23 protein-coding genes and 1 other annotated feature are annotated in these 24,428 nt (G+C 27.9%); of the genes, 4 read left to right on the forward strand and 19 right to left on the reverse strand.

The features are described 5' to 3' along the window. The first annotated feature begins 2 nt into the window (after positions 1-2). Positions 3-461: a GNAT family N-acetyltransferase gene (locus tag JYG23_RS03375; protein ID WP_207237085.1), complete on the forward strand. Its 459-nt coding sequence runs from the start codon at positions 3-5 to the stop codon at positions 459-461. 108 nt (positions 462-569) lie between these two features. Here JYG23_RS03375 and lexA read toward each other — a convergent pair whose 3' ends face one another. Further along, positions 570-1,196: a transcriptional repressor LexA gene (lexA, locus tag JYG23_RS03380; RefSeq protein WP_207237086.1), complete on the reverse strand. Its 627-nt coding sequence runs from the start codon at positions 1,194-1,196 to the stop codon at positions 570-572. 178 nt (positions 1,197-1,374) lie between these two features. On the opposite strand from lexA, the gene JYG23_RS03385 reads away from it, so the two are divergent. Next, positions 1,375-1,680 (forward strand): LysM peptidoglycan-binding domain-containing protein, encoded by a 306-nt coding sequence (locus JYG23_RS03385; protein WP_207237087.1) that lies wholly within the window; start codon positions 1,375-1,377, stop codon positions 1,678-1,680. Between the two features lie 163 nt (positions 1,681-1,843). On the opposite strand, the gene JYG23_RS03390 is transcribed toward JYG23_RS03385, so the two are convergent. From JYG23_RS03390 to JYG23_RS03470, 17 genes are all read right to left on the reverse strand, one after another. Continuing rightward, the gene (locus tag JYG23_RS03390; protein ID WP_207237088.1) at positions 1,844-2,887 is read right to left on the reverse strand and encodes a tyrosine recombinase XerC; all 1,044 of its coding nucleotides are present in this window, start codon (positions 2,885-2,887) and stop codon (positions 1,844-1,846) included. Between the two features lie 358 nt (positions 2,888-3,245). Beyond that, positions 3,246-4,679: an adenylosuccinate lyase gene (gene purB, locus JYG23_RS03395; RefSeq protein WP_207237089.1), complete on the reverse strand. Its 1,434-nt coding sequence runs from the start codon at positions 4,677-4,679 to the stop codon at positions 3,246-3,248. A 157-nt stretch (positions 4,680-4,836) separates the two neighbouring features. Further along, the gene (rny, locus tag JYG23_RS03400) at positions 4,837-6,375 is read right to left on the reverse strand and encodes a ribonuclease Y (protein WP_207237090.1); all 1,539 of its coding nucleotides are present in this window, start codon (positions 6,373-6,375) and stop codon (positions 4,837-4,839) included. Between the two features lie 237 nt (positions 6,376-6,612). Beyond that, positions 6,613-7,644, reverse strand: coding sequence for a recombinase RecA (recA, locus tag JYG23_RS03405; protein ID WP_207237091.1), 1,032 nt, complete (start codon positions 7,642-7,644; stop codon positions 6,613-6,615). Positions 7,645-7,760: 116 nt separating this feature from the next. Next, positions 7,761-8,306 (reverse strand): CDP-diacylglycerol--glycerol-3-phosphate 3-phosphatidyltransferase, encoded by a 546-nt coding sequence (gene pgsA / locus JYG23_RS03410; protein WP_207237937.1) that lies wholly within the window; start codon positions 8,304-8,306, stop codon positions 7,761-7,763. Continuing rightward, a complete protein-coding gene (gene rimO / locus JYG23_RS03415; RefSeq protein ID WP_207237092.1) occupies positions 8,290-9,630 on the reverse strand; it encodes a 30S ribosomal protein S12 methylthiotransferase RimO in 1,341 nt (446 codons plus the stop codon). The genes pgsA and rimO overlap by 17 nt, the downstream gene beginning before the upstream one ends. A gap of 4 nt (positions 9,631-9,634) precedes the next feature. Continuing rightward, positions 9,635-12,133, reverse strand: coding sequence for a DNA translocase FtsK (locus JYG23_RS03420; RefSeq protein ID WP_207237093.1), 2,499 nt, complete (start codon positions 12,131-12,133; stop codon positions 9,635-9,637). A gap of 189 nt (positions 12,134-12,322) precedes the next feature. Continuing rightward, positions 12,323-12,955 carry a ClpP family protease gene (locus JYG23_RS14795; RefSeq protein WP_242631665.1) on the reverse strand — a complete coding sequence of 211 codons (633 nt, stop codon included), beginning with the start codon at positions 12,953-12,955 and terminating at the stop codon, positions 12,323-12,325. 454 nt (positions 12,956-13,409) lie between these two features. After that, positions 13,410-14,654, reverse strand: coding sequence for an AI-2E family transporter (locus JYG23_RS03430; protein ID WP_371818621.1), 1,245 nt, complete (start codon positions 14,652-14,654; stop codon positions 13,410-13,412). Between the two features lie 27 nt (positions 14,655-14,681). Further along, positions 14,682-14,915 (reverse strand): YlmC/YmxH family sporulation protein, encoded by a 234-nt coding sequence (locus tag JYG23_RS03435; protein WP_207237096.1) that lies wholly within the window; start codon positions 14,913-14,915, stop codon positions 14,682-14,684. 110 nt (positions 14,916-15,025) lie between these two features. Then, positions 15,026-15,742 carry a hypothetical protein gene (locus JYG23_RS03440; RefSeq protein ID WP_207237098.1) on the reverse strand — a complete coding sequence of 239 codons (717 nt, stop codon included), beginning with the start codon at positions 15,740-15,742 and terminating at the stop codon, positions 15,026-15,028. 140 nt (positions 15,743-15,882) lie between these two features. Next, on the reverse strand, positions 15,883-16,635 hold the full coding sequence (locus tag JYG23_RS03445; RefSeq protein WP_207237099.1) for an exodeoxyribonuclease III: 753 nt from the start codon (positions 16,633-16,635) through the stop codon (positions 15,883-15,885). A gap of 212 nt (positions 16,636-16,847) precedes the next feature. Next, on the reverse strand, positions 16,848-17,582 hold the full coding sequence (locus JYG23_RS03450) for a DUF975 family protein (RefSeq protein WP_207237101.1): 735 nt from the start codon (positions 17,580-17,582) through the stop codon (positions 16,848-16,850). 66 nt (positions 17,583-17,648) lie between these two features. After that, positions 17,649-18,536, reverse strand: a complete 888-nt coding sequence (locus JYG23_RS03455; RefSeq protein ID WP_207237103.1) for an NAD(P)-dependent oxidoreductase — start codon at positions 18,534-18,536, stop codon at positions 17,649-17,651. Positions 18,537-18,574: 38 nt separating this feature from the next. Continuing rightward, positions 18,575-19,408: a DUF2785 domain-containing protein gene (locus JYG23_RS03460; protein WP_207237104.1), complete on the reverse strand. Its 834-nt coding sequence runs from the start codon at positions 19,406-19,408 to the stop codon at positions 18,575-18,577. 16 nt (positions 19,409-19,424) lie between these two features. Further along, a complete protein-coding gene (locus JYG23_RS03465; RefSeq protein WP_207237106.1) occupies positions 19,425-20,600 on the reverse strand; it encodes an ABC transporter permease in 1,176 nt (391 codons plus the stop codon). A 1-nt stretch (position 20,601) separates the two neighbouring features. After that, complete coding sequence (locus JYG23_RS03470; protein ID WP_207237107.1) at positions 20,602-21,372, reverse strand: ABC transporter ATP-binding protein; 771 nt, start codon at positions 21,370-21,372, stop codon at positions 20,602-20,604. Between the two features lie 152 nt (positions 21,373-21,524). Continuing rightward, positions 21,525-21,736 (forward strand) — a binding site (T-box leader). 54 nt (positions 21,737-21,790) lie between these two features. On the opposite strand from JYG23_RS03470, the gene trpS reads away from it, so the two are divergent. Further along, positions 21,791-22,792 (forward strand): tryptophan--tRNA ligase, encoded by a 1,002-nt coding sequence (gene trpS / locus JYG23_RS03475; RefSeq protein WP_207237939.1) that lies wholly within the window; start codon positions 21,791-21,793, stop codon positions 22,790-22,792. A gap of 209 nt (positions 22,793-23,001) precedes the next feature. On the opposite strand, the gene JYG23_RS03480 is transcribed toward trpS, so the two are convergent. Further along, positions 23,002-23,214 carry a cold-shock protein gene (locus tag JYG23_RS03480; protein WP_207237109.1) on the reverse strand — a complete coding sequence of 71 codons (213 nt, stop codon included), beginning with the start codon at positions 23,212-23,214 and terminating at the stop codon, positions 23,002-23,004. Positions 23,215-23,527: 313 nt separating this feature from the next. On the opposite strand from JYG23_RS03480, the gene JYG23_RS03485 reads away from it, so the two are divergent. Beyond that, complete coding sequence (locus JYG23_RS03485; RefSeq protein ID WP_207237110.1) at positions 23,528-24,409, forward strand: NAD(P)H-hydrate dehydratase; 882 nt, start codon at positions 23,528-23,530, stop codon at positions 24,407-24,409. Positions 24,410-24,428 lie beyond the last annotated feature (19 nt).

Here is a 24,428-nt window from a genome sequence, read left to right on the forward strand (position 1 = left end):
CAATGATAGAGATAAAGAAAGCAATGATAGAAGATGCACAAATAATTACGGACATAAAAACCAGAGCTTTCAATAAAGAGATTAATACATATTTAGGCAGAAATGGAGGACCTCCAGGATACGATAAAGTTGAATCCGAGATATATATTATAAAAAATATGATTGCTTATAAAATTGAATTAAATAACCAAATCATTGGTGGTTTCTTTCTTATACCATTAAGTAATAACAAGATGAGGTTTGAGGATTTTGTAATTGAACCAATATTTCAAGGCAATGGTTATGGCTTGAAGGTAATGCAATTAGTGGAAGAGGCATATCCAGATATTTACGAATGGCAACTTTCAACACCAGTATTCAGTATTGGAAATCAACATTTGTATACTAAATTTGGGTACATTGAATGCTCGAGAAACGAACATGAAATAGAATATAAAAAACAAATTAAAGCAATTAATTAAACTTAATCTACACAATATTCTAAAAAAATTTAAGAGAAGTCAAAATATTTCTCTTAAATTTTTTTATATTTTCAATATTATTATATCAATTAAGCATATATCATAATTCTAATATTTTCTAATTACACCTTTCACAACACCTAATATATATGGGTCTTTTACTATAATAGGGGACATTGTGCTATTTTGAGGTTGCAATCTAATATAATCTTTCTCTCTATAAAAAGTTTTTACTGTCGCTGAGTCATCAATCAATGCAACAACAATATCTCCGTTTTCTGCAGTATTTTGTTTGTTTACTATAATATAATCACCATTCATTATACCGACTTCTATCATACTTTCACCTTTAACCTTTAAAATGTATGATTCTTCTGAATTGCCAATCAAATCTATTGGAACAGGCATTAAATCTTCTACATTTTCTACAGCAAGGATAGGGCTACCAGCAGCAACATTACCTAGAACAGGTAGATGAGTTACTTCCTTTTTTTGAAACTCAGTATATGGATTTTCAACATCAACCAACTCAATCGCTCTCATTTTATTATTACCCTTAATAATATATCCTTTCTTCTCAAGAGTATTTAAGTGCGCGTGTACAGAAGAGGTAGAGCTTAATCCTGTAGCTTTACACATTTCACGTACAGAAGGTGGGTATCCTTTTTCAGTAAGTTCTTGCTTTATGTATGTCAATATTTTTATTTGAATTTCACTTAAATCGTCGTAAGCCATTTCATACCTCCAAATGTTTTTATAATTATATCATAATATTTTTAAAAAATCAAACATTTGTTTGCAATAAATAAAACAAATGTTTGGATAAATTTCAAAAAAGCATTGACAAAGAACGTTTGTTCTGATAATATATATTTAATGAACCAAACAAATATTCGATTATAGGAGAAATAACATGATTATTTTAAATAAATATAGAGTAACAAATATGAATAGATTTAAAGCATTTATATTTACATCAGTATTAATAATTAGTTTTATTATTTTTTTATTACTATCATCTTTAACTAAAGCATATTCTACTAACAACATTATTTATGATACTGTTTATGTAGAGAAGGGCGATACAATATGGCAAATTGCTTCCAAATATAATTGTAAATTAAGTATGGATGAGTTTATTTATAATATAAGAGAAGCTAATAATTTATCTGATTGTACGATTTATCCTGGACAAGAACTATTGATACCCATCGACTAGAGATTAGGTTCAAAATATTTGATTTAGTTTACCTAATATATATTATGTATACCTACTGACTAATTTATCGATTTTTTACATATATTAAAAGGTAAAAGCATTTTTAAATTTGCTTTTACCTTTTCCCCTTTAAAATATAAATTACATGCCTATTTTTAACCTCTTAATTTTTATCATCTTCAGATATGTTATAATTGTCTTTTGCTATAACTTTCTTTTCTTTTTCATTTTTATTTTTGGAAGTAGTAAATGTACTAAGTGGATTGCTTTTTATAGCATCCTTTAATCTTTTATTGTTAATGTGTGTATATATTTGTGTAGTTGCAACACTTTCATGTCCTAATATATCTTGTAATGCAACTATATCTACATTACCGTATTGATACATTAATGTGGCTGCTGTATGTCTTAGTTTATGGGGTGAATAGTGTTTGTTTGCAAGACCTGCAGCGTCTAGGTACTTATCTACTAAATGTTGAATAGCTCTTTGAGAAATTCTAGTTCTTCTATTGCTTAAAAACATAGCATCTTCATTGCCAACTATAGCTACAGGTCGAACTTTTAGATATTCTTCTATAGAATATTTACAGGAATCGTTTAGATATATAGTCCTTTCTTTGTTTCCTTTACCTATAACGGTTAGAATTTCTTCTTTATAATTTGATATGTTAATACTTACAATCTCTGATAAACGAACCCCACAGTTCAAAAAAATCATTATAATTGCAAAGTTTCTTTCCTTGTTTTGACCATCAATTGAATCTAGCAAAGCTTTTGATTCTTCTAATGACAAATATATTGGTAATCTTTTGTTACCTTTAGGAGTTTCTAATCTTTCGGCAGGATTATCATCAACAATATTGACTATATTGTATAAATACCTATAAAATGATTTCAAACATGCAACTTTTCTTGCTTTTGTTCTGTTTGTATTGTTACGTTCTTTATCTATAAACGAAATAAAAGCATGTAAATCTAAAAGAGTAACCTTTTTTATATAAGTAATATCTATTTTAAAGTAATCTATTTCTTCAAAATCAGTATTTTTAGATACAAGTCTAAATCTTAAACATAAAAACTTATGAAAAGTTTTTAAATCTAAAAAGTACTCGTGAACAGTTCTTGAAGATCTTCCTTTAATTGAAATTAAGTATTCAAGAAAATCAGACATAGGGGAGGGTGCTAACTCATTATAATCGTATTCCATAAAAACCTCCAAAATTTATTTTAACTAAAAACATTGTTAAAAATTGTCTCAATATATTTACTAATTTAATTATAACAGTTAAATTTATTAAATCAATACAAAAATAGCTATAAAAACATATGAATTGTGCGAAATTCATTATATTGGCTATAAATCGATTTTAAAAAGTTTTATATATGAAAGAGTATCATAAGTCATTGAATTCAATTTTAGTAGCTTAAAATCGATATTACAGCCTTGAAATTTAGAAATTTACCTATACTTTGTCGCAAAATTATTATTTTGCGACAAAGTATATTTTTAAAAAAATATTCTGAAAAATAGCATATAAATTTCAGAATATTCCTAAATCTAAATATTAAACATTTAATTCAACATTAATTCCAAGCATATTTTTATTTTCTTCTAATAATGGTTTTATTATATCATAATAAAAATCTGTAACTTGTTCAGGTGCGCGACCAACAAATTTTTTTGGATTTATAACATTATTTATTTCTTCTACAGATAAACTTATAATATTACTATTTGCCATTCTTTCAATTAAATCATTTTGCTTTCCGAACTTTTTAACTTGTTCACCAGATAACATTGACAATTCTCTAATTTCTTCGTGTAATTCTTGTCTGTTTCCGCCTTTTTTAACACATTCCATAATTACATTTTCTGTTGCCATAAATGGAAGCTCTTCAAGTACATGTTTTTCAATAACTTTTTCATTTACAACCATACCATTAAATATGTTAATAGCAATTCCTAAAATTGCATCACAAGCTAAAAATCCTTGAGGTATGCTTAATCTTCTATTTGCTGAATCGTCTAAAGTTCTTTCTAACCATTGAACCGATGCTGTATTTGCCATATTTGAAGTATTAGAAATTATAAATCTTGCTAATGAAGCTATCCTTTCACTTCTCATTGGATTTCTTTTATATGCCATAGCAGATGAACCTATCTGGCTTTTTTCAAACGGCTCCTCTATTTCTTTTAAGCTTTGTAAAATTCTTATATCATTTGTAGCCTTGTGCAAACTTTGAGCTATTCCACTAAGCATATTTGCTACTATTGAATCTAGTTTTCTTGAATATGTTTGACCTGTTAAATAAAAAGATTCTTCAAAGCCCAATTTTTTAGCTACTATTTTATCAAGCTTCTTAACTTTTTCACTGTCATTATCAAACAAGTTCATATAGCTTGCTTGTGTTCCCGTAGTTCCTTTTGTTCCTCTAAGTTTTATATTGCTTAAACAAAATTCTAATTGTTCATAGTCCATATATAAATCTTGTAACCAAAGACTTGCTCTTTTTCCTACAGTAGTTAATTGAGCTGGTTGAAAATGTGTAAAACCTAATGTTGGTATATCTTTATATTTCAAGCAAAATTCTGATAATACATTGATTAGATTAATTAACTTTTTCTTTGTAAGTATTAATGCTTCTCTCATTATTATTACATCTGTATTATCTCCAACAAAACAACTTGTAGCTCCTAGATGTATAATTGGCATTGCTTTAGGACAAATTGTTCCAAATGCATGTACATGCGCCATTACATCATGTCTAAACTCTTTCTCTTTTTTTGCAGCTAACTCATAATCGATATTATCTATATTAGATTTCATTTCGTTTATTTGTTCATCTGTTATATTTAATCCAAGCTCCTTTTCACTCTCTGCTAAAGCAATCCATAGTTTTCTCCAAGTAGTAAATTTCTTATTATCTGAAAACAAATAGCTCATTTCTTTGCTTGCATAACGAGTATTTAGTGGGCTTTCGTATAAATCTCTATTCATCAACTTCATCTCCAATTTATTAATTTGTAGAAATATTTATAATGCTAATATATAATATTTATGTTTAAATGTAAAGAAATAAATATGACTAATTTACAACTTCATATATCAAATAAAAAGAAGTAAACATTTTGGTTTACTTCTTAAATTATCTAGTTTATTTTGCGTACTCAGTAGCTCTAGTTTCTCTTATAACATTAACTTTAATTTGACCAGGATATTCTAATTCATCTTCTATTCTCTTAACAATATCTTTAGCAACTAGTATTATTGAATTATCATTTACTACTTCAGGTTTTACCATTATTCTTATTTCTCTACCCGCTTGGATAGCAAAAGATTTTTCAACACCATCAAATGAGTTTGATATTTCTTCTAATTTTTCTAATCTCTTAATATATGTTTCAAGTGTTTCTCTTCTTGCACCAGGTCTTGCTGCTGAAATTGCATCTGCTGCCTGTACCAATACAGCTTCTACTGTTTGTGGCTCAACATCACCATGATGAGCACCTATTGCGTTACAAATTGCTTTGTTCTCTTTGTACTTCCTAGCTAAATCCTCTCCAATAACTACATGAGGGCCTTCTACTTCATGATCTATTGCTTTACCTATATCATGTAACAAACCAGCTCTTTTAGCCAATTTTATATCCGCGCCTAATTCAGCTGCCATTATTCCAGCTAAATGAGCAACTTCTATAGAATGTTTTAAAACATTTTGACCATAGCTTGTTCTAAATCTTAGTCTACCTAATAATTTTATAAGTTCAGGACGTAATCCGTGTATGCCAGTATCAAATGCCGCTTGTTCACCGTCTTCTTTAATTTTTTGATCGATTTCTTTTTTAGCTTTCTCAACCATTTCTTCAATTCTTGCTGGATGTATTCTTCCATCTGAAATTAATTTTTCTAATGCAATTCTTGCAACTTCACGTCTCATAGGATCAAATCCAGATATAACTACAGCTTCTGGAGTATCATCAATAATTAAATCAATTCCAGTAAGCGTTTCTAATGCTCGAATATTTCTTCCTTCTCTACCTATGATTCTGCCTTTCATTTCATCGTTAGGTAAATCAACTACAGAAACAGTTGTTTCTGCTACATGGTCAGCTGAGCATTTTTGTACCGCATAAGTAATAATTTCTCTTGCTTTTCTATCAGCGTTTTCTTTTGCGTCTCTTTCAATTTCTTTTACCATTAATGCAGCTTCTTTTTCTGCTTGTCTTTTAATGTTTTCAATTAACATAGCCTTCGCTTCTTCTGATGTCAAACCAGAAATTCTTTGTAGTTCTTCGTTTTGCCTATCATGTAAAGCTGCCAATCTGGCTTGTTTTAATTCTAAATCTTTAATTTTTCTTTGTAAGCTGTCTTCTTTTCTCTCTATACTTAAACTTTTTGAATCAAGTATTTCTTCTTTTTTAAATAATCTTTTCTCAGTTCTCTGAAGTTCAGCTCTTCTTTCTTTTGTTTCTCTTTCAAGTTCATTTCTTAGCTTGTGTGACTCGTCTCTTGCTTCTAATAATATTTCTTTTTTCTTTGTCTCCGCTTCTTTTACGGAATTTTCCATTATCCTTTTCGCTTCTAATTCAGCACTACCTATTTTTTTCTCAGCTATATTTTTACGTACAAGTATACCTATGTAAATACCCGCACCAATACCGATAATGCCTACTAGTATTTCAATGTATGGCAATTCAACACCTCCCTATTTATTTTTCAAGCTGCGTAATATATTTATAAATAAAATAATTTTATTATTTATCATTATATAAGCTTAACTCTATTTTATTATTTTTTCTTTAAAATGTCAAGAAATGAATGATTTTTCTCTAATATTTATTTACATAATATTTTTTAAATAAACTAAAAGCCTTTGCGACTTCGTTTGTCATAAAGGCTTTATATTTCGAAATTTCATTTAATCATACTGCTATTTTTTTTCTTTGCTATCTTCTTTTTTATCTACAGGCTTATCCTTTTGATTAAGATCATATTTTTCTCTAACTAATCCATCAATTTCATTAAGTAATTCTATATTACTCTCTAAATATTCTTTGGAATTTTCTCTGCCTTGTCCAATTCTTGTAGAACCATATGAATACCATGAACCTGCCTTATTTACAATATCAGACTCTACTGCCATATCTAGTATGCATCCTGATTTTGATATACCTTTTCCGTATATTATGTCAAATTCTGCTACTTTAAATGGAGGTGCTACTTTATTTTTAACAACCTTAACTCTAGTTCTATTTCCATAAATTTGGTCGCCTTTTTTTAAAGCTTCAATTCTTCTTACATCGAATCTAAGAGATGCATAGAATTTAAGTGCACGTCCACCTGTTGTTGTTTCAGGGCTACCAAACATTACACCAACTTTTTCCCTTAACTGATTAATAAATATAGCAGTTGAATTTGATTTATTAATTGCACCGGCAAGCTTTCTAAGCGCTTGAGACATAAGTCTTGCTTGTAATCCAATATGAGAATCTCCCATTTCACCTTCGATTTCTGCTTTAGGTACTAATGCTGCTACAGAGTCTACTACTATAACATCTACTGCACCACTTCTCACAAGAGCCTCAGCTATCTCTAAAGCCTGTTCTCCAGTATCTGGTTGAGAAACTATCAAATTTTCGATTTTAACACCTAAATTTTTAGCATACAATGGATCTAATGCATGCTCTGCATCTATAAATGCTGCAATTCCGCCCTTCTTTTGAGCTTCTGCTATAATATGCAATGCAACAGTAGTTTTACCTGATGATTCAGGACCAAATACTTCTACTATTCTTCCTTTTGGTACTCCACCAACACCCGTAGCTATATCTAATGTTAGAGAACCAGTTGATATAGTTTCTATATTAAGTTTAGAGTTTTCTCCTAATCTCATTATTGAACCTTTACCAAACTGCTTTTCTATATTAGCTAAAGCAGCTTCTAGAGCTTTTTCTTTTTCCATATTTAACACTCCTTATCGAACAATCGTTTGATTAATTATACATTCTATTTTTTAATTTGTCAACATTAAACTATAAATAATTTATTAATTATTAAAATGCAAATATTTATTAAGTTTTATTGTAAAACTTTTTTGTTGTCAAGTATATATGTTGCAGCTGAAACTATTGTCAATACTATTGTTAACACAATAAGCGGTGTAATTAAAACACTAAGGAAAGTTAAAATTCCAGCAAAGTCACATAAAATTACTATAACCAATGACATTTGAATAACTGTTTTTAATTTTCCCCACATATTAGCTGCAATTGTTATGCCTTTTGATGCTGCTAACATTCTAAAGCCTGAGATTATAAACTCTCTAGCGACAATCAATATTACTATCCATGAAGCTATATAATCAATTTCGATAAAACATATTAATGCTGAACAAACAAGTAATTTATCTGCCAATGGATCCATAAATTTACCAAAATCAGTTATTAAATTATTCTTTCTAGCAATTTGACCATCCAATCTATCTGTAATGGAAGCTCCAACAAATATTATAAGTGGTAGTAATCTAAAAAATGTTATATTTGTGTTATTACTTAATAATAGTATCAAAACAAAAAACGGAACTAAACACATTCTTAAAATTGTTAGTTTATTGGGTAAGTTCATCTTCATCTTCTATATCTCCTATCAAATCATATTCTAGTGCATCTACTATATTAACTTTATATATATTGCCAACTTCTAGTTTCTTTTTAGAATTAACGAATACACATCCATCAATTTCTGGAGAATCCATATATGTTCTACCTACATACTCGTTTTCACCAGAATCTTCATCTATTATAACATCATAAACATTGCCTATTTTTGCATTATTGTTAGCAAATGAAATTGCTTGTTGAATTTGCATTAGCTCTTCCTGACGTTGTTCTTTTACCTCTTCGTCAATTTGATCTTTAAGCCTATATGCGGGAGTATCTTCTTCTCTTGAATACTTAAATACGCCTACTCTATCAAGTTTATATTGCTGTAAAAAACTTTTTAACATATTATGATCTTCTTGTGTTTCTCCTGGAAAGCCAGTAATCAATGAAGTCCTTATAACAGCTTCAGGTACTTCAGTTCTAATTTTCTCAATTAAATGAGTTATTTGCTCATTACTAGTTTTTCTACTCATTCTTTTCAATACATCATTACTAATATGTTGAAGTGGAATATCAAAATATTTTAATAACTTGTTATTATTTCTAAATTCTTGAATAAGTTCATCATAAAAATCTTCTGGATATAGATAATGAATTCTAATCCATTCGATACCATCAATTTTTGAAAGTTTCTGTATTAGTTTATGAAGCTGTCTTTCTCCATAAATATCTACACCATATTTACTTGTATCTTGTGCAATAATTATTAATTCTTTAATTCCTTGATCTGCTAATATATGTGCTTCTTTTACGATATCTTCAATTTTTCTACTTCTGTATTTACCTCTTATTTTTGGAATTATACAATATGTACAATTATTACTACAGCCTTCTGATATTTTTAAAAACGCATAATAATTGGGTGTTAATAATTCTCTTGGCAAATCCTCAACTATTGTTTCATCCATTTCAATATTTATAACTTTATCTTTTTCTGCTTCAAATTTTTCTATCAATAAATCAATTTTATCATAGCCATGAGTACCTACTAAAATATCAATTTCCGGAACTTCTTTAAATAAATCATAGCTATATCTTTGTGCCAAACAACCAGTTACTATAATTTTTATGTTAGTGTTTTGTTTTAACTGTGCTGCTTCAATAATTGAGTTGATACTCTCTTCTTTTGCATCGTTTATGAATGAACACGTATTAATAATTATATAATCTGCTTTATCAGCAAATTCAACTATAGTATGACCTTTCATTTTAAGTATACCTAGCATGTTTTCAGAATCAACTAAGTTTTTTGAACATCCAAGTGATTGTAAATATATTTTGCTCATTAAATTACTCCTTCATCTCTTCCAATTCTTCTATTGTTACAAGTACCTTTCGTGGTTTGCTACCTTCACGACCACTAACAATACCTCTTTTTTCTAATGCATCAATAAGTCTTGCCGCTCTATTATACCCTATAGAAAATCTCCTTTGCAAGTAAGATGCAGATGCCTGCCCCTCACTAACTACAAGTTCAATGGCTTTTTCTAAAAGATCATCAACCTTTTCATTTTGCACAGGTTCTTTTTCTATCTCTTTACTAATATTATTAATTTTTTGTTGAATTCTTTGCTTTGAAACAAAATCAACAACTCTTTTAATTTCATCGTCTGTTATAAATGTCCCTTGTATTCTTATTGGTTTTGGTATACCAATAGGATGATAAAGCATATCTCCTTTACCAAGAAGCTTTTCAGCTCCACTTGCATCAAGTATTGTACGTGAATCAATATACGATGATACAGCAAATGCAATTCTCGAAGGAATATTAGCCTTAATTGTACCTGTTATAACATCTACTGATGGTCTTTGTGTTGCTATAACTAAATGTATACCACATGCTCTTGCAAGCTGAGCTATTCTTGTTATACTTTCTTCAACTTCACCAGGTGCTACTTGCATTAAATCAGCTAACTCATCAATAATAATTACTATTTGTGGCATTTTTTCATTTTCTCTATTTTCCATCATAATCTTTGTATTGAATGAAAAAATATCTCTTACACTGTTTGATGCAAATATTTTATATCTAGTTGTCATTTCAGAAACAGCCCAATTCAGAGCATTTGAAGCTTTTCTAGGATCAGTTACAACTGGAATGAGCAAGTGTGGTATTCCATTATATATACTTAATTCAACTACTTTAGGATCAATTAAAATCAATTTAACTTCGTCAGGTTTTGCCTTGTATAAAATACTCATTATCAAAGTATTGATACATACACTTTTTCCAGAGCCAGTTGCTCCTGCTACTAACAAGTGAGGCATTTTTTCTATATTTCCTATTATGTTTTTTCCAGCTATATCTTTGCCAAGCGCAAAAGGAACTTTTGTCTGCTCGCATTTAAATTCTTTTGATTCCACTAAACTCTTAAATATTACATTTGTCTTTTCTTTGTTTGGAACTTCAATACCAACTGCTGATTTTCCTGGTATTGGAGCTTCAATTCTTATATCAGATGTTGCCAAGCTTAGAGCTAAATCATTAGATAGACTGGTTATTCTACTTACCTTAATTCCAGGTGCAGGTTGTAATTCATATCTAGTAATAGTAGGTCCTTTGCTAATCTGAGTAATATTACATTCAATTTTAAAGCTATGTAATGTATCTAATAGTTTTTCAGCCTCACGCCTTAAGTCATCTTTTACGTTAACTGTTTTCTTTTTAGGATTATTCAATAAAGTTATATCTGGCAAAACATACTCTATTGATTCAAGTTTATTTGCATCAAGATCTATTGAAGAATCTTTGGCTTTTACATTTTCAACATTCTCTTTTTCCTTTGATTTTTGTTTCTCTGATTCAAATAAATTTTCATCTTCATTTGAATGTAAAAGTTCAATCTCAGAATCTGGCCCAACATTAACACTTACAGTTTTAGTCTTGTTAAAGTATATTTTTTTGTCTTTACTCGATTTTTTAGAATTATTTTGGTTATCATCTGAAAATTCTTTTAAATCATCAATTTTTAATTGAGTTATATTTTTTTGCAATGCTTTTGTTTGATTATGGTCTGAGTTATAATCAAATATCTCTATGTTTTTATTAGATTGTTTCTCAGTTTCTTTTATAGGTTTTTTATTACCCTTTTCGCTGATATTAACATCAGTGTTATCTACTTCAACATATACAAAATTATATATTAAAGCTCCTATTTTTTTTATAAAATTAATTATCATTTTAAAGAAACCAATCATACTTTTATTTGTGAAAATAATAGTAAAAATAAGTATAAATGCGGATGAAAGAATATATGTCCCCGTTATTCCTACTAATTTCACAAATACAAAGCAAAATACATTGCCAAAAATTCCTCCACCCATAACCTTATCAATATTATAGTTGTTTGAAACTTTAATTATATTAATTATTGAATCTTGTTGAGTGAAAAAATTATTATTGACTACGTCACCTAAAGATACTAATATTAATATACATAAAAAGAGACCTAATATAGCAATAATCTGTTTTTTCTCACTATACATTATTACATTTAAAAGCTGTATTATACCCATAAACATAATTGCAAATGGTAATATATACATACCTCTACCAAATAAAGCATGTAAGATTATTTTAATCCAATCGCCAATAATTCCTATTTGTGATATTTGATTTACAGCAAACATTAAGAAAGATGCTATGGCTATTAAAATAACACCTATAATTTCTTTTTTTAATATTTGTTCTTTTTGTTTTTTTTCTTTGCTGCTAATTTTTTTCTTCCTATTAGTTGTTGATTTACTGTTATTACGTGGTTTAGTTTTTTTCTCTTTTTTGTTATTCATAATATTCACCTTTTATTTACAAATAATATTATAACTAATTTATTATACCATAAAACTATTTAAAACTGCAAATATAAATACTTATTAGACAAGTATTTGTACTAATAGTTACATACAATTAAAGAAGTAGAACTTCCCTAGCATATAAAAAAAAACACACAAAGAATTATTCTTTATGTGTTGAAATATTTAATTATCATTATTATTTTCTTTGATTAATTCTCTTAATTTGGTAATAGCTTCTTTAAAACCTCCTGTTTCATTTATAAGTCCTAATTTCACTACTTCATCACCATTTAGTACAGTACCAACATCATTGGCAATTTCATCAGTGTCATACATGTATTTCATAAATTTGTCTCTATTGACATCGGAATTATCTAATATAAATTTAGTTATTCTTTCCTGCATTTTTTGAAAATATCTAAATGTTTGAGGTACTCCTATGACTAAACCTGTTGTACGAATTGGGTGAATTGTCATACTACCTGTTGGTGCTATAAATGAGTAATTTGTTGAAACTGCTAAGGCATTTCCAATACTATGTCCTCCACCTAAAACAATTGATACTGTAGGTTTTGATATACTACAAATAAGTTCAGATATTGCAAGCCCTGCTTCTACATCCCCACCTACTGTGTTAATCAAAAGCATGACTCCTTTAACCTCTGGATCTAGCTCAGCCGAAATTAATTGAGGTATGATATGCTCATACTTTGTAGCTTTTGTAGTTGGAGGAAGTACATTATGTCCTTCTATTTCACCAATAATACTTAAAAAACATATTTCTTTATTAGGATTAGGCTGGCTAGCTGTACCCATTTCCTTTATGTTATCAGAGTTAGTGTCACTATTGTTATTGTTGTCACTATTTTTAGTATCATTATTGTTATTGTTAATACCGTTTATCAAGTTATCATTTATATTGTTTGAATTATTGCAGTTATTGTTATTATGTTTATTTGAATTTACGTTTAATTCATTGTTTATGGTACTTTGATTACTAGATTGATTACAACAATTAGTACTTCTATAAGTTTGTCTAAAATTAGGATAATTATAACCTTGAGTATTATTATAATCATTTGTGAAGTTATTATAATCATCATAATAATCATTATCATTATCATGATGATCATTTATACTAAAATCATTTCCTGTATCAATAATTTTATTGATTTTGCTATCAAATTTATATTTCATTATTACCTCCATTAAATTGTATCCATCATACTTATTTTTTGAAGGTTTATGAAAATTATTCATACTATTTCAATTATTCTGTCATTTTAAATTTAATTTTTTTATTTTCTAATCTTTTATTAACAAATGCTCTAAATATCGTGTAAATAACAGATGTTAATGGTATAAATATTAGTATTCCTAAAATACCCATCAAACTTCCACCTACAGTAACTGCAACTAAAACCCAAATTGATGGTAACCCAACTGAATTTCCTACTACACGAGGATAAATCAAATTTCCCTCTACTTGTTGTAATATTAAGAACATTATTATAAAAATCAGCGCTTGTATTGGACTTTTCATAAGTATCAAAAAAGCACCAACACCACAGCCAATAAATGCTCCAAATATCGGAATAAGTGCTGTTACTGTTATAAGCATACCTATAGGTAATGCATATGGCAATCTAATTATCGACATTATTATAACAAACATTAAACCAAGTATAACTGCTTCTATACATTGTCCAGTTATAAAGTTAGCAAATGCCTTATATGTTAATGAAGCAATATCAAGTATCTTTTTAACCTTTATGGGATGAATAAATGCATACATTACTTTTTTTATTTGAACGCTCAGTTTCTCTTTTTGTACAATAATATAAATTGAAAATACTAGTGCAACAAAGAACATTACAATTCCACTTATTATACTTTTAGCAGTTGAAAATGAAACGTTTAAAACATTGCCTACTCCAGTCTTAAAGAAATTAATAATTGTTTGAACTATTTTTTCCCAATTGAACTCTAAACTATTAACCCAGTCTACTACACTTTGGTTGTTATGGAATGTTTCAATACACCAATTTTTTAGCATAAGTGCAAAATTTTGAATATTAGCTCCCAAACTAACAAAAGTTGTGCTTAGCTGTGGAACAAAAACAAAAATAATTAAAGTAATTACTGTCGCAATTAACACTATAGTTATTAACAGACTTATAGGTCTTTTAATGCTTTTTACTATTTTTTTATCCTTTATTTTTTTACCCTCAAAAAACTTTCTTTCAATAAAACTCATTGGAACATTTAGTATAAAGGCAAATCCAGCTCCCAAAATAAATGGGGAGATAATTCCGAGCAAAAACTGAAAAACGTTTATAACCACATTGAATTTCCATATAAATACAAGTACCAATATGGTAAATACAATTAAGCCTCTTAATTTTTTTAAATTTTCTTTATTCAATTCCACTATAGAAATTCCTTTCTTGTTATTTATTATATATTTTACAATAAATACTTTAATAAAACAATATATATATATAACAATAGCCATATTATATGTATAATATGGCTATTCAAATTAATTTTCTTCGATAATAATCATATCGCTACCTATTTTTTTAATATTTCTCCACGTAACTTCTTTTTTCTTTTGTTCTTTAAAGAAGCTAAAGCTAGATGCTTGGCCTGACACAAAACTGTTTATTTCGCCTGTTTTTTCGTTAATAAGCAAATCACAATCACCAAAGATTCCTAAATTTTCTCCAGTGTCAATATTTATTATTTCTTTATTATACATTTCACTTAATTTCATATACATCACCCGTATAAGTATATGCCTTTTACATATATATAATGAATAAGTTTATTTGTATTTTTAACTTTTTTGTTTTTGTTTACATAATATGTGTTATGTAAACAAATTTATTTAAAACAGAAGGGATTTAAAAATTCATTTTCGTTTTCTATTTGCGATGCTAACCTCCACATTGCTTTTGCATGTATTCTATCATGCCATATAAATCGCCTCATCACTTTTTTTAATGTCCACTCTTCTTTACAGTTTCCTCTAAATACATGGTTATTTAAATAACTTTTAGATGATTCGACACAATCAAAAAAATATTTTCTATTGTTAACAATATTATTTAGATTAACTATTGTAATACCTATTTCACTAGCATAATACTTGGATACATTGTTTGTATGCTCATACATTTCTTTTGCTGTAATTGGAACATTACCATAAAATGTTTTTCTTAGTTTTTTCACGGAAGTATTTTTGCTTGAAATCGAGTTATATAAAATTTGAAAGTCAAAAGATGATTTTAGCACTAATGATTTTAGATTTTCATATTCTTCAAATGTTATTGCTATCTTTTCACTATCAAATATAACTTCTGAATCTCCATCACTTACTTGTGCTTTACTTTTTACTTCTTTAATTATATCTACCTTTATTGCGTTATCATCTATATCAGTTTTATATGCCCATTGATTATACTGTAAAATTTCATTTTTCAATTTCCTTAATGCTTCTTCTTTTGTCCTACCTCTACTATATGCTCCGACAAAATTATCTGCATAAATTAAATAGCCATAATTATTATACTCAATTATAACGTTGACAAGTATAGACATTTTTACCTCCTATATTTAACCTTTTTTCCATTATACTACATATTATGTGTTAAATAAATAATAAAAAGTAAATTTATACACTAAAGTTACAATTTTTCTTGACTATATCACTTCAAATTGATTTGTATTTGTTTTTTTGCTTATAAATCAATGATTAGGCTTATTGGACAATGATCACTACCTAAAATATCTGCATGAATAATTGAGTCACTTATTTTGTCCTTTATACAATCAGATACAACTAAGTAATCTATTCTCCATCCTGCATTATTTTGTCTTGCTTTAAAACGATAAGACCACCATGTATATTTTTCTTTAACATCAGGATACAAATATCTAAAACTGTCTGTAAAACCACTTAAAAGCAAATTATTAAATTTTTCTCTTTCTTCATAAGAAAATCCAGCATTGCCTATATTTGATTTTGGATTTTTTAAATCTATTTCATTATGTGCAACATTCAAGTCACCACACATTACGACAGGTTTTTTGGAGGAAAGTTCGACTAGATATTTTCTAAAACAATCTTCAAACTCCATACGATAATCAATTCTTGCCAACTCTACTTTAGCATTTGGAGAATAGCAATTTACTATATAGAAATTGTCAAATTCTAGAGTTATTAATCTTCCTTCATCTGTATAGCTACCATTTATACCATAGCTATACGATAATGGCTCTTTTTTACTAAATATCAATGTTCCTGAATATCCCTTTTTATTAGCGCTATTCCAATATTGATAATAATTTGGAGTTATAATCTCTGCTTGATCTTGCATCATTTTAATTTCCTGCAGACAAAAAATATCTGCTTCTACTTCGTTAAAAAAGTTCATAAATCCTTTAGTTATACATGCTCTTAATCCATTTACATTCCAAGATACAATCTTCATAATTATTCTCCTATTCTAGTTACCTAATTTATTATACAAATTATTGCGTTTATAGTAAATAAATTCTTTAAAATTATTACTTATTCAAATATAACATACTCAAAATCATCTAAATTAACCAAATATATCACTTTAACACAAAACCAACACCCTAAAAACGGGAGTGTTGGTTTTTATGTTTTTATCTATCTTTTTATTATTAAAATTATTTTCTAGTAAAAGTCTTTACCATTTTCATTTTGATAATCCAATTCTAATTCATCATAGTATGTAGCTAATGTAATATTATAATATGGATATACATAAATAGACGCTAAACCAAATGTTATACAAACTAGTATATACCATAGAACAAAAGATAAGTTTAAAATAAAATATTCCCATATATGTTTTTTCATCATTTTTTTACTTTTGTTTATAGCCTCTAAAATTCCAATATTATTATCAGCTAAAATAAATATTGCTTGACTATATCTGATAGAAGCTATGATTGCAGGAACTGAGAGTATTGTTATAACTAAATACATGAAAAATTGAGATCCAAAATAATATGAAATACTGCTGTCAAAGGAATTATATATAATCATTATAATCGGTACAATAGCAATAAGCTCCCATAATAAAACAAAAAAGCCTATAGCTATTTCTAAACGTAATACTTTAAAAAATTCATTTAAACCCTTAAACATGTCAGATGTTGTTGTATGTGTATCTCTTGAAATTGTTAAACAATACCATTTATAACTAATATCCAAAACTCCTAAAAACAATGATATTGCAATACCTATAATTGAAACTGTTAAACCTCCACTTCTCATGAATAGGTTATTAATTACAGAAATTGCTATAACAATGACAAAATATAAAATAGTGTTTAAAATAGGACTAGTCATACTGTTTTTAATAGAAAATTGAGCATGCTCCTTTAGTTCCAATCTTGAATACATATGTTATACCCCCATTAAATCAATATATAAACTATATTTTACTATAATATTCCATATATGTCAAAACTAAATAAAATTCATGTCTTCAATATTATTTATTACTTTTTTTGCAAGTCTCCTTCTAGCATTTTTAGTAAAACCTGTACATTTACTGCTAATTATAATATTATTATATTGCCCATATTTTTCAATCAAATCATCGGTCAAAGAAACTATGTCTAATATAGCAAAGTTATGTTTATTTTCAATCCACTTTTCAAATGCTTCTATTTCAAATGATGGACATAATCCTGTATTGATTAATACTTTACCATCTCCAAATAGTTCAAACTCATTTTTTCCTAAACATACTATGTTTCTTGGTAAATGTGTTGATATAACATCTGAATTTTTCAGAAGTTTTTCCATGCTAAAATATTTGTAGTCAACATTTTTTATATTTCTACTATGATATGAAATATTCATGTTAAAGAAATTTCCAGTATCAGCTACCATTTTTCCGACAGTACCTAAACCTATAATACCAAGATTTATATCTTCTAGCTCTATTTGCTCTGGTTTATATTGGTGCTCACCTAATCCCTTAAAAAGCCTTATAAGTTCACTATATATAAACTCAACTACACCATTATCACCATAATTAATAACACCTTTTACAATAATATTTTGTTTTCTAGCCTGTTTTATGTCAACATTTGCTGACTGTTCATCATATAGGCTACAACACATGCCTATATATTTAAGCTCAGGTAGATTTTTAATTATATTCTTAGTTATTTTAGTGTTCCAAGATACTAATATACATTCAGCGTCTTTACATCTTTTTATTATTTCATTTTCATTTGTTGGAAAATCATCATACATAATTAATTCATCACACAAGCTTACTAATTCATCATGTACAAATTCATCAATACCTGTATAATCTACAGCTACTATTTTATTAAATTTCATACTGTCCTCCAAAAATACTATAATTATATTTATATTGCCTAATAAAATTTGTGCATATCATCTAAAACTTTTTTAGTTGCTGCTAAAAAACTCTCAAGATAATTTTTGTTCAAAAATCTAAAGTACAAGCTACGCAGAAAATTTCTTCTGTTAGTATTTTCTATGATTCTATCCGGAAAAATATTTTCTCTTTTATAATTATCAAAACTCAAAATCCAATCAACAATTTCATCATCACTTAGTATATGTCTTTCATAAATACTTTCAATTATATTGATTAATCTCTCATCCTCATTATATAAATATCCAAGATTATTTATTGTGGCTTTTTCTCTGATAACATTAAGTATCTCCATTAACTCATTTTTATTTAAATGTTCAGATTTAGCTAAATCACATAAAGTATCTGCAGTATGGGCGGTTGAATGTCCCCATCCCTTAACACTGTCATAGCCCCTATAATCATTTTCTAATTTATAATATTTCATTACCTCACTATATATGTGTAATAATTCTTGTTCATTTAAAAAGCTATTTTCATTATTCATTTGAACAATAATATCCAATAATAGTGAAGTAAACGTCCTTGTATAAACTTTATCTGATATTTCACCTAATCCATTGAAAAGACATTTATCGCTTAAACAAATATCAACTAAATGCTTTAGCTGCTCAGTTGATAATCTGTTATATTTGTATATTATATAATAAAATCCTGTATAAATTAAATCATCTCTCAGTGTTGGATTTACATCACCGATATGTTCAATCATATCCAATATTAACTCATACGGATTAATATCATCAGATATCTGCCATTGTTGATTACTATACGTTATTAGCTTATCAAATAATTGCTTTTCGCTTATCATAAAACCTCCTCCAAAATTATTTATTAAACATAATTTTTTCACTTTTGAACATTTTAGCAAGTACAAATACTCCAATACCTGTATATGCAAGATTGCTCAATACAGCAACTATTATATTCATTTGAATAACTTTAAATGTAAAAATACTATTCATACACTGCAAGCTATTATAGAATGGCAAGAAATAATAAAATAATTCTGTTTTTGCTCCATTGCCAAACATAGATGTTACACCCAATATAGTAATAACAAACATTAATGGTGCAGAAGATGTTTGAGCTTCTTTTATTGTCTTTGCGTTAGCAGATAAAATTGAAACTACAGCTACTAAAAATAGTATTGTTGAGATAATAACTGTTCCTAATAGTATATAGTCATTAATTCCATATACAGCAGCACTGACATCACCAAAATTCATAAGTTTAGGCAATGATAGCATAGTACCAAGTGCACTAGAAATACCACTTAGTAATGCTATAACTGCTAATGCAATAATTTTACCAATAGCTAAATTACTACGTTTAATAGGTGTTACTAGAAGTGGTGCAATAGTTCCACGCTCCTTCTCTCCTGCAATTGATTCCGGTGCTATTGCCATACAAGCTTGGAATAAAAATATCATAAGTAGCATTGGCATTATAAGTGAAAACATCATTCCTGTTGAAGCTTTTTCAGTAGCCAAATCATGTGCCTCATCTGTATTGTTTATATCAAATTTATTTGAAAGCGATGTTTCATATTTATCTAATATATCTGATATTATACTATAAATATTTTGCGATTTTGTTGAAGCTGAATTATAATACATGTCAATGTTCAATGCTTTTTCGTTAGAAATGTTATCGAATGATGGAACAATTTCATCAAAGTTTTCTGGAAATACTATAAGTAAATCAAGTTTTTCATTAACTATTTGTTCTTTAGATACAGTAACATCATCTACTGTAATATCTTTTTTATCTAATGACAATTCACTAAGCATTGTTTCTACTGATTGTGGTAAGTTTACAATATTAACCTTTGAAGCATATTCCTCATCAACGGAAAATACATTTGAAAATGCACCTCCCATAAGACTATACATTATGTATATCATTAGACCAGGCATAATTACTGTCGTAAAGAAAAGTCTTTTATCACCAAAAAATCTTGCAAACTCTTTTTTTATAATTGTAACAATACTGCTTTTCATATTATTCACCAACCTTTTTCTTGTATATTTCAAAGAAACTATCTTCTAGTGATTTTTCTTTTGTAATATTTACAAGGTCATCACATTTAATCATTTCACCATTTATGATTATACCTACTCTATCACATATTTTTTCAACAAGACTAAAAATATGTGTTGAAACAATAATAGTCTTACCTTCATTTTTTAACTCAATCAAAAAATCTGTTACAACCTTTGCTGTTAAAATATCTAATCCATTTGTAGGTTCATCGAATATGATTAGATTAGGATCATGCGCTAAAGAAATTGCAAGAGAAGCCTTTTGTTTCATACCAGTTGACAAATTTGATACTTTTATCTCAGCAAAATCATTAATTCCAAACTTCTCAAACAGTTTTTTCTTTCGTATATTTCTTGTTTCAACATCTACCTTATGTAAATCTGAGAAAAAATCAAATAAGTAATTTGGAGTGAAAAATTCCTCAAGTTTAAGTTCACTTGTTAGGAATCCAATCTTTGTTCTTATTTCATCTGGATTATTAACAACGCTTATACCATCAATTAATGCATCCCCACTATTTGGTTTTATAAGTGTTGCAAGCATTCTAAGTGTTGTTGTTTTACCCGCACCGTTTGGTCCAAGCAATCCAAATATTTCACCTTCATTTACTGAAAATGAAAGGTTATTAACTGCATGCTTAACTTTTACTTTTGTTTTTTCAATCTTTTGTTGTTTTTTAGATAATTTAAAGCTTTTATTTAAATTATTAACTACTAAAATTTCGCTCATTACTCTCCTCCTTGAACTTTAAATATTTAACCTATAAAATTTTATCATATCTGTAACATAAAGTAAATATTATTTACATAATTTAATTAAATTTTAAGAATTCTGAAAATATAGTTGCATTTATTTCTAATAGTGATATAATGTAAAAAAATAATAAACCGTTGATTAAGATTAGTAATCATAATAGCGACTTTACAGAGAGTTACCGATGGTGAGATGGTAATATGTTTAATTATGATGAATGGACTTATGAGGTCGACCTGAACTATTAGTAGGCGTCGACGGAAACTCTAACCGTTATGATGAGAGCATGTGTTTGCATGTAAAGAACTTTAAGGTGGCTTATATACTTCTATTCCTTTTGGAATAGGAGTTTTTTATTTTCTGCTTAATTGATGGTTAAAACAAATTTGGAGGAATTAAATTGGAGAAAAAAAGAATTTTAACAGGTGATAGACCAACAGGAAAATTACATTTAGGACATTTTGTTGGAAGTTTACAAAACAGGGTTTTATTACAGGATGAATATGAAACATTTATATTGATAGCAGATATTCAAGCATTAACTACACACTTTCAAAACCCAAAACTTATTAATGACAGTATCTATCAAGTAACTATGGATAATTTAGCTGTAGGGCTTGATCCAGATAAGGTAACTTTTGTTCAACAATCTCAGATACCATCAATTGCAGAATTAACTATTTTTTACTCTATGTTTGTTTCTGTAAATTCTTTACGTCATAATCCAACAATTAAAACAGAAGCTAAGCAATATGGTTATGATGATTTAACATATGGATTTTTAGGTTATCCAGTAAGTCAGACAGCAGACATAACATTTTGTAATGCGGATTTAGTACCAGTTGGAGATGACCAATTACCTCACATGGAACAAGCAAGAAAAATCACAAGAAGATTTAATGAACTATACGGTAATGGTGAAACGATTATTAAGGTTCCTGAAACACTGTTAAGCAAGAATTCTAGATTAGCAGGTTTAGATGGAAATAGTAAAATGGGTAAAAGCTTAGGAAATGCAATATATCTATCTGATGATTCTAAAACTATTGATAAAAAAGTAAAGGCTGCTCTAACTGATAAAAATAGAATTGCATTAACAGATAAGGGAAATCCTAATATTTGCATGGTATCTCAATATCACAAAGTATTTAATGAAGAAGAATATGAAAACACATGTGAAATGTGCAGAAGTGCTAACATTGGTTGTGTTGCATGTAAAAAACTTTTAGCTAAAAAGTTAAATAATACGCTTGAACCTATTAGAGAAAGACGTAATTACTACGAGAATAACTTGAATTTAGTGAAAGAAATTATAATAGAAGGTACAAAAAAAGCTAATCTAATTGGAAATAAGCAAGTTGAAGCAATCAAAGAAGCTATGAAAATAATACTCTAATAATTAATCAAGCTATTAACACATATGTATTAATAGCTTGATTGTTAATTATCAAAATAAAAAAACACGAAATAAATTAATATTCCGTGTTAAACTTTAGTATTCTGTACGATATATGATAAATTCGGAGGATGAACAACTTTTTAAAGAAGTAGACCTTAGAATATACGATTTAGTGTAAAATACCTTGTTTTAAGTTATTGGTTTATTTATACCAAACGTACATTTGCAGCACGAAGTTTCTTGCTGTTTTTAGGATCAGCTTCGATATCAAAAGTAACCTTTTGTCCTTCGTTTAGTGACTTGAATCCGTCTGAATCAATAGCTGAAAAGTGTACAAATACATCTTCTCCACCATCATCATTTGAAATAAATCCAAATCCTTTTTCTGAGTTAAACCATTTTACTGTACCGTTATTCATTTGCAGTACCTCCAAAAAATATTTATATTCTTAAATAATAAAACCTCGCATGATTTTGTAAATTATCAAAACAACCAATGAATTACACTATCTGTGAGTTCATAGCAATTATTTGAATATAGCTCATTATATCATTAATATTTTAAAATGTAAATATATATTTATATATTATAGCTTATATATTTATTATATAAATATATATTGTATCAAAAATAATCGTAATTTGAAGGAAATTAGTATTTCAAAATATTATTTTATCAAATTTGATAATTGTGTTATAATACATATCAATAGTTTGAAATGGAGATTTATGATGGAAAGTTGTTATTATACCCTAGATGAATGTAAAAAATATATAAAGCCACGTGCTTTAGAAACGCATAAAGGAACTTATGGAAAAATTGGAATTATTGCTGGTAGTGTTGGAATGACTGGCTCTGTTTGTATGTCTAGTCAAGCTACTCTTAGAACTGGTAGCGGGTTAGTTTATACTATTATTCCAAGCTGTATATTGAACTTAGTTAGCATAAAGCTAACGGAATGCATTATTAAACCAGTTCACGACCAAAACAACAATGAGCATTTTAAAATTCAAAATATTGATGAAATAATGGATTATATAAATGATTTGGATTGTTTAGTATTAGGTCCTGGAATTAGAGTTAATGAAGATACAAAACAAATAGTAAAACATATTTTAGTAAATTATAATAAACCAATAATTTTAGATGCAGATGGACTGAACTGTATTGGCGAAAACATTGAAGTATTATATAAAAGAAAAGAAAAAACAATTCTTACGCCACACCCGAAGGAATTCGAAAGATTGTTAGAAAATACAAACATTAATTTCAACGATAGAATTAAAACATCATTAGAATTTTCTAATAAATATGGTGTTGTAACTGTATTAAAAGGATATCATACTGTTATTTCCAATGAAAAAGGTGAATATTATATTAATCCAACAGGAAATCCAGGTATGGCAACTGCCGGTAGTGGTGACGTTTTGTCAGGTATAATAGCCTCTTTGGTTGGACAAAAAATAAATCTATTTGAGGCATCATGCTGTGGTACTTTTATCCACGGTATATCAGGTGATTTAGCTGCTAAAGATAAAGGTGAATATGGCTTGATAGCTACAGATATTATTGAAAATATACCATATGCAATAAAAGCAATCATAGCTAAGTAATAACATAGTTATGATTGCC

It is taken from the genome of Sedimentibacter sp. zth1, from assembly GCF_017352195.1.
In the GTDB taxonomy this organism is placed as follows: Bacteria; Bacillota; Clostridia; order Tissierellales; family Sedimentibacteraceae; genus UBA1535.

Coding starts and splice junctions, on each gene's coding strand:
- JYG23_RS03375 (WP_207237085.1), top strand. CDS start 3: ATGATAGAGATAAAGAAAGCAATGATAGAAGATGCACAAATAATTACG.
- lexA (WP_207237086.1), bottom strand. CDS start 1,196: ATGGCTTACGACGATTTAAGTGAAATTCAAATAAAAATATTGACATAC.
- JYG23_RS03385 (WP_207237087.1), top strand. CDS start 1,375: ATGATTATTTTAAATAAATATAGAGTAACAAATATGAATAGATTTAAA.
- JYG23_RS03390 (WP_207237088.1), bottom strand. CDS start 2,887: ATGGAATACGATTATAATGAGTTAGCACCCTCCCCTATGTCTGATTTT.
- purB (WP_207237089.1), bottom strand. CDS start 4,679: ATGAATAGAGATTTATACGAAAGCCCACTAAATACTCGTTATGCAAGC.
- recA (WP_207237091.1), bottom strand. CDS start 7,644: ATGGAAAAAGAAAAAGCTCTAGAAGCTGCTTTAGCTAATATAGAAAAG.
- pgsA (WP_207237937.1), bottom strand. CDS start 8,306: ATGAACTTACCCAATAAACTAACAATTTTAAGAATGTGTTTAGTTCCG.
- rimO (WP_207237092.1), bottom strand. CDS start 9,630: ATGAGCAAAATATATTTACAATCACTTGGATGTTCAAAAAACTTAGTT.
- JYG23_RS03420 (WP_207237093.1), bottom strand. CDS start 12,133: ATGAATAACAAAAAAGAGAAAAAAACTAAACCACGTAATAACAGTAAA.
- JYG23_RS14795 (WP_242631665.1), bottom strand. CDS start 12,955: ATGGGTACAGCTAGCCAGCCTAATCCTAATAAAGAAATATGTTTTTTA.
- JYG23_RS03430 (WP_371818621.1), bottom strand. CDS start 14,654: ATGGCTATTGTTATATATATATATTGTTTTATTAAAGTATTTATTGTA.
- JYG23_RS03435 (WP_207237096.1), bottom strand. CDS start 14,915: ATGAAATTAAGTGAAATGTATAATAAAGAAATAATAAATATTGACACT.
- JYG23_RS03440 (WP_207237098.1), bottom strand. CDS start 15,742: ATGTCTATACTTGTCAACGTTATAATTGAGTATAATAATTATGGCTAT.
- JYG23_RS03445 (WP_207237099.1), bottom strand. CDS start 16,635: ATGAAGATTGTATCTTGGAATGTAAATGGATTAAGAGCATGTATAACT.
- JYG23_RS03450 (WP_207237101.1), bottom strand. CDS start 17,582: ATGTATTCAAGATTGGAACTAAAGGAGCATGCTCAATTTTCTATTAAA.
- JYG23_RS03455 (WP_207237103.1), bottom strand. CDS start 18,536: ATGAAATTTAATAAAATAGTAGCTGTAGATTATACAGGTATTGATGAA.
- JYG23_RS03460 (WP_207237104.1), bottom strand. CDS start 19,408: ATGATAAGCGAAAAGCAATTATTTGATAAGCTAATAACGTATAGTAAT.
- JYG23_RS03465 (WP_207237106.1), bottom strand. CDS start 20,600: ATGAAAAGCAGTATTGTTACAATTATAAAAAAAGAGTTTGCAAGATTT.
- JYG23_RS03470 (WP_207237107.1), bottom strand. CDS start 21,372: ATGAGCGAAATTTTAGTAGTTAATAATTTAAATAAAAGCTTTAAATTA.
- JYG23_RS03480 (WP_207237109.1), bottom strand. CDS start 23,214: ATGAATAACGGTACAGTAAAATGGTTTAACTCAGAAAAAGGATTTGGA.
- JYG23_RS03485 (WP_207237110.1), top strand. CDS start 23,528: ATGGAAAGTTGTTATTATACCCTAGATGAATGTAAAAAATATATAAAG.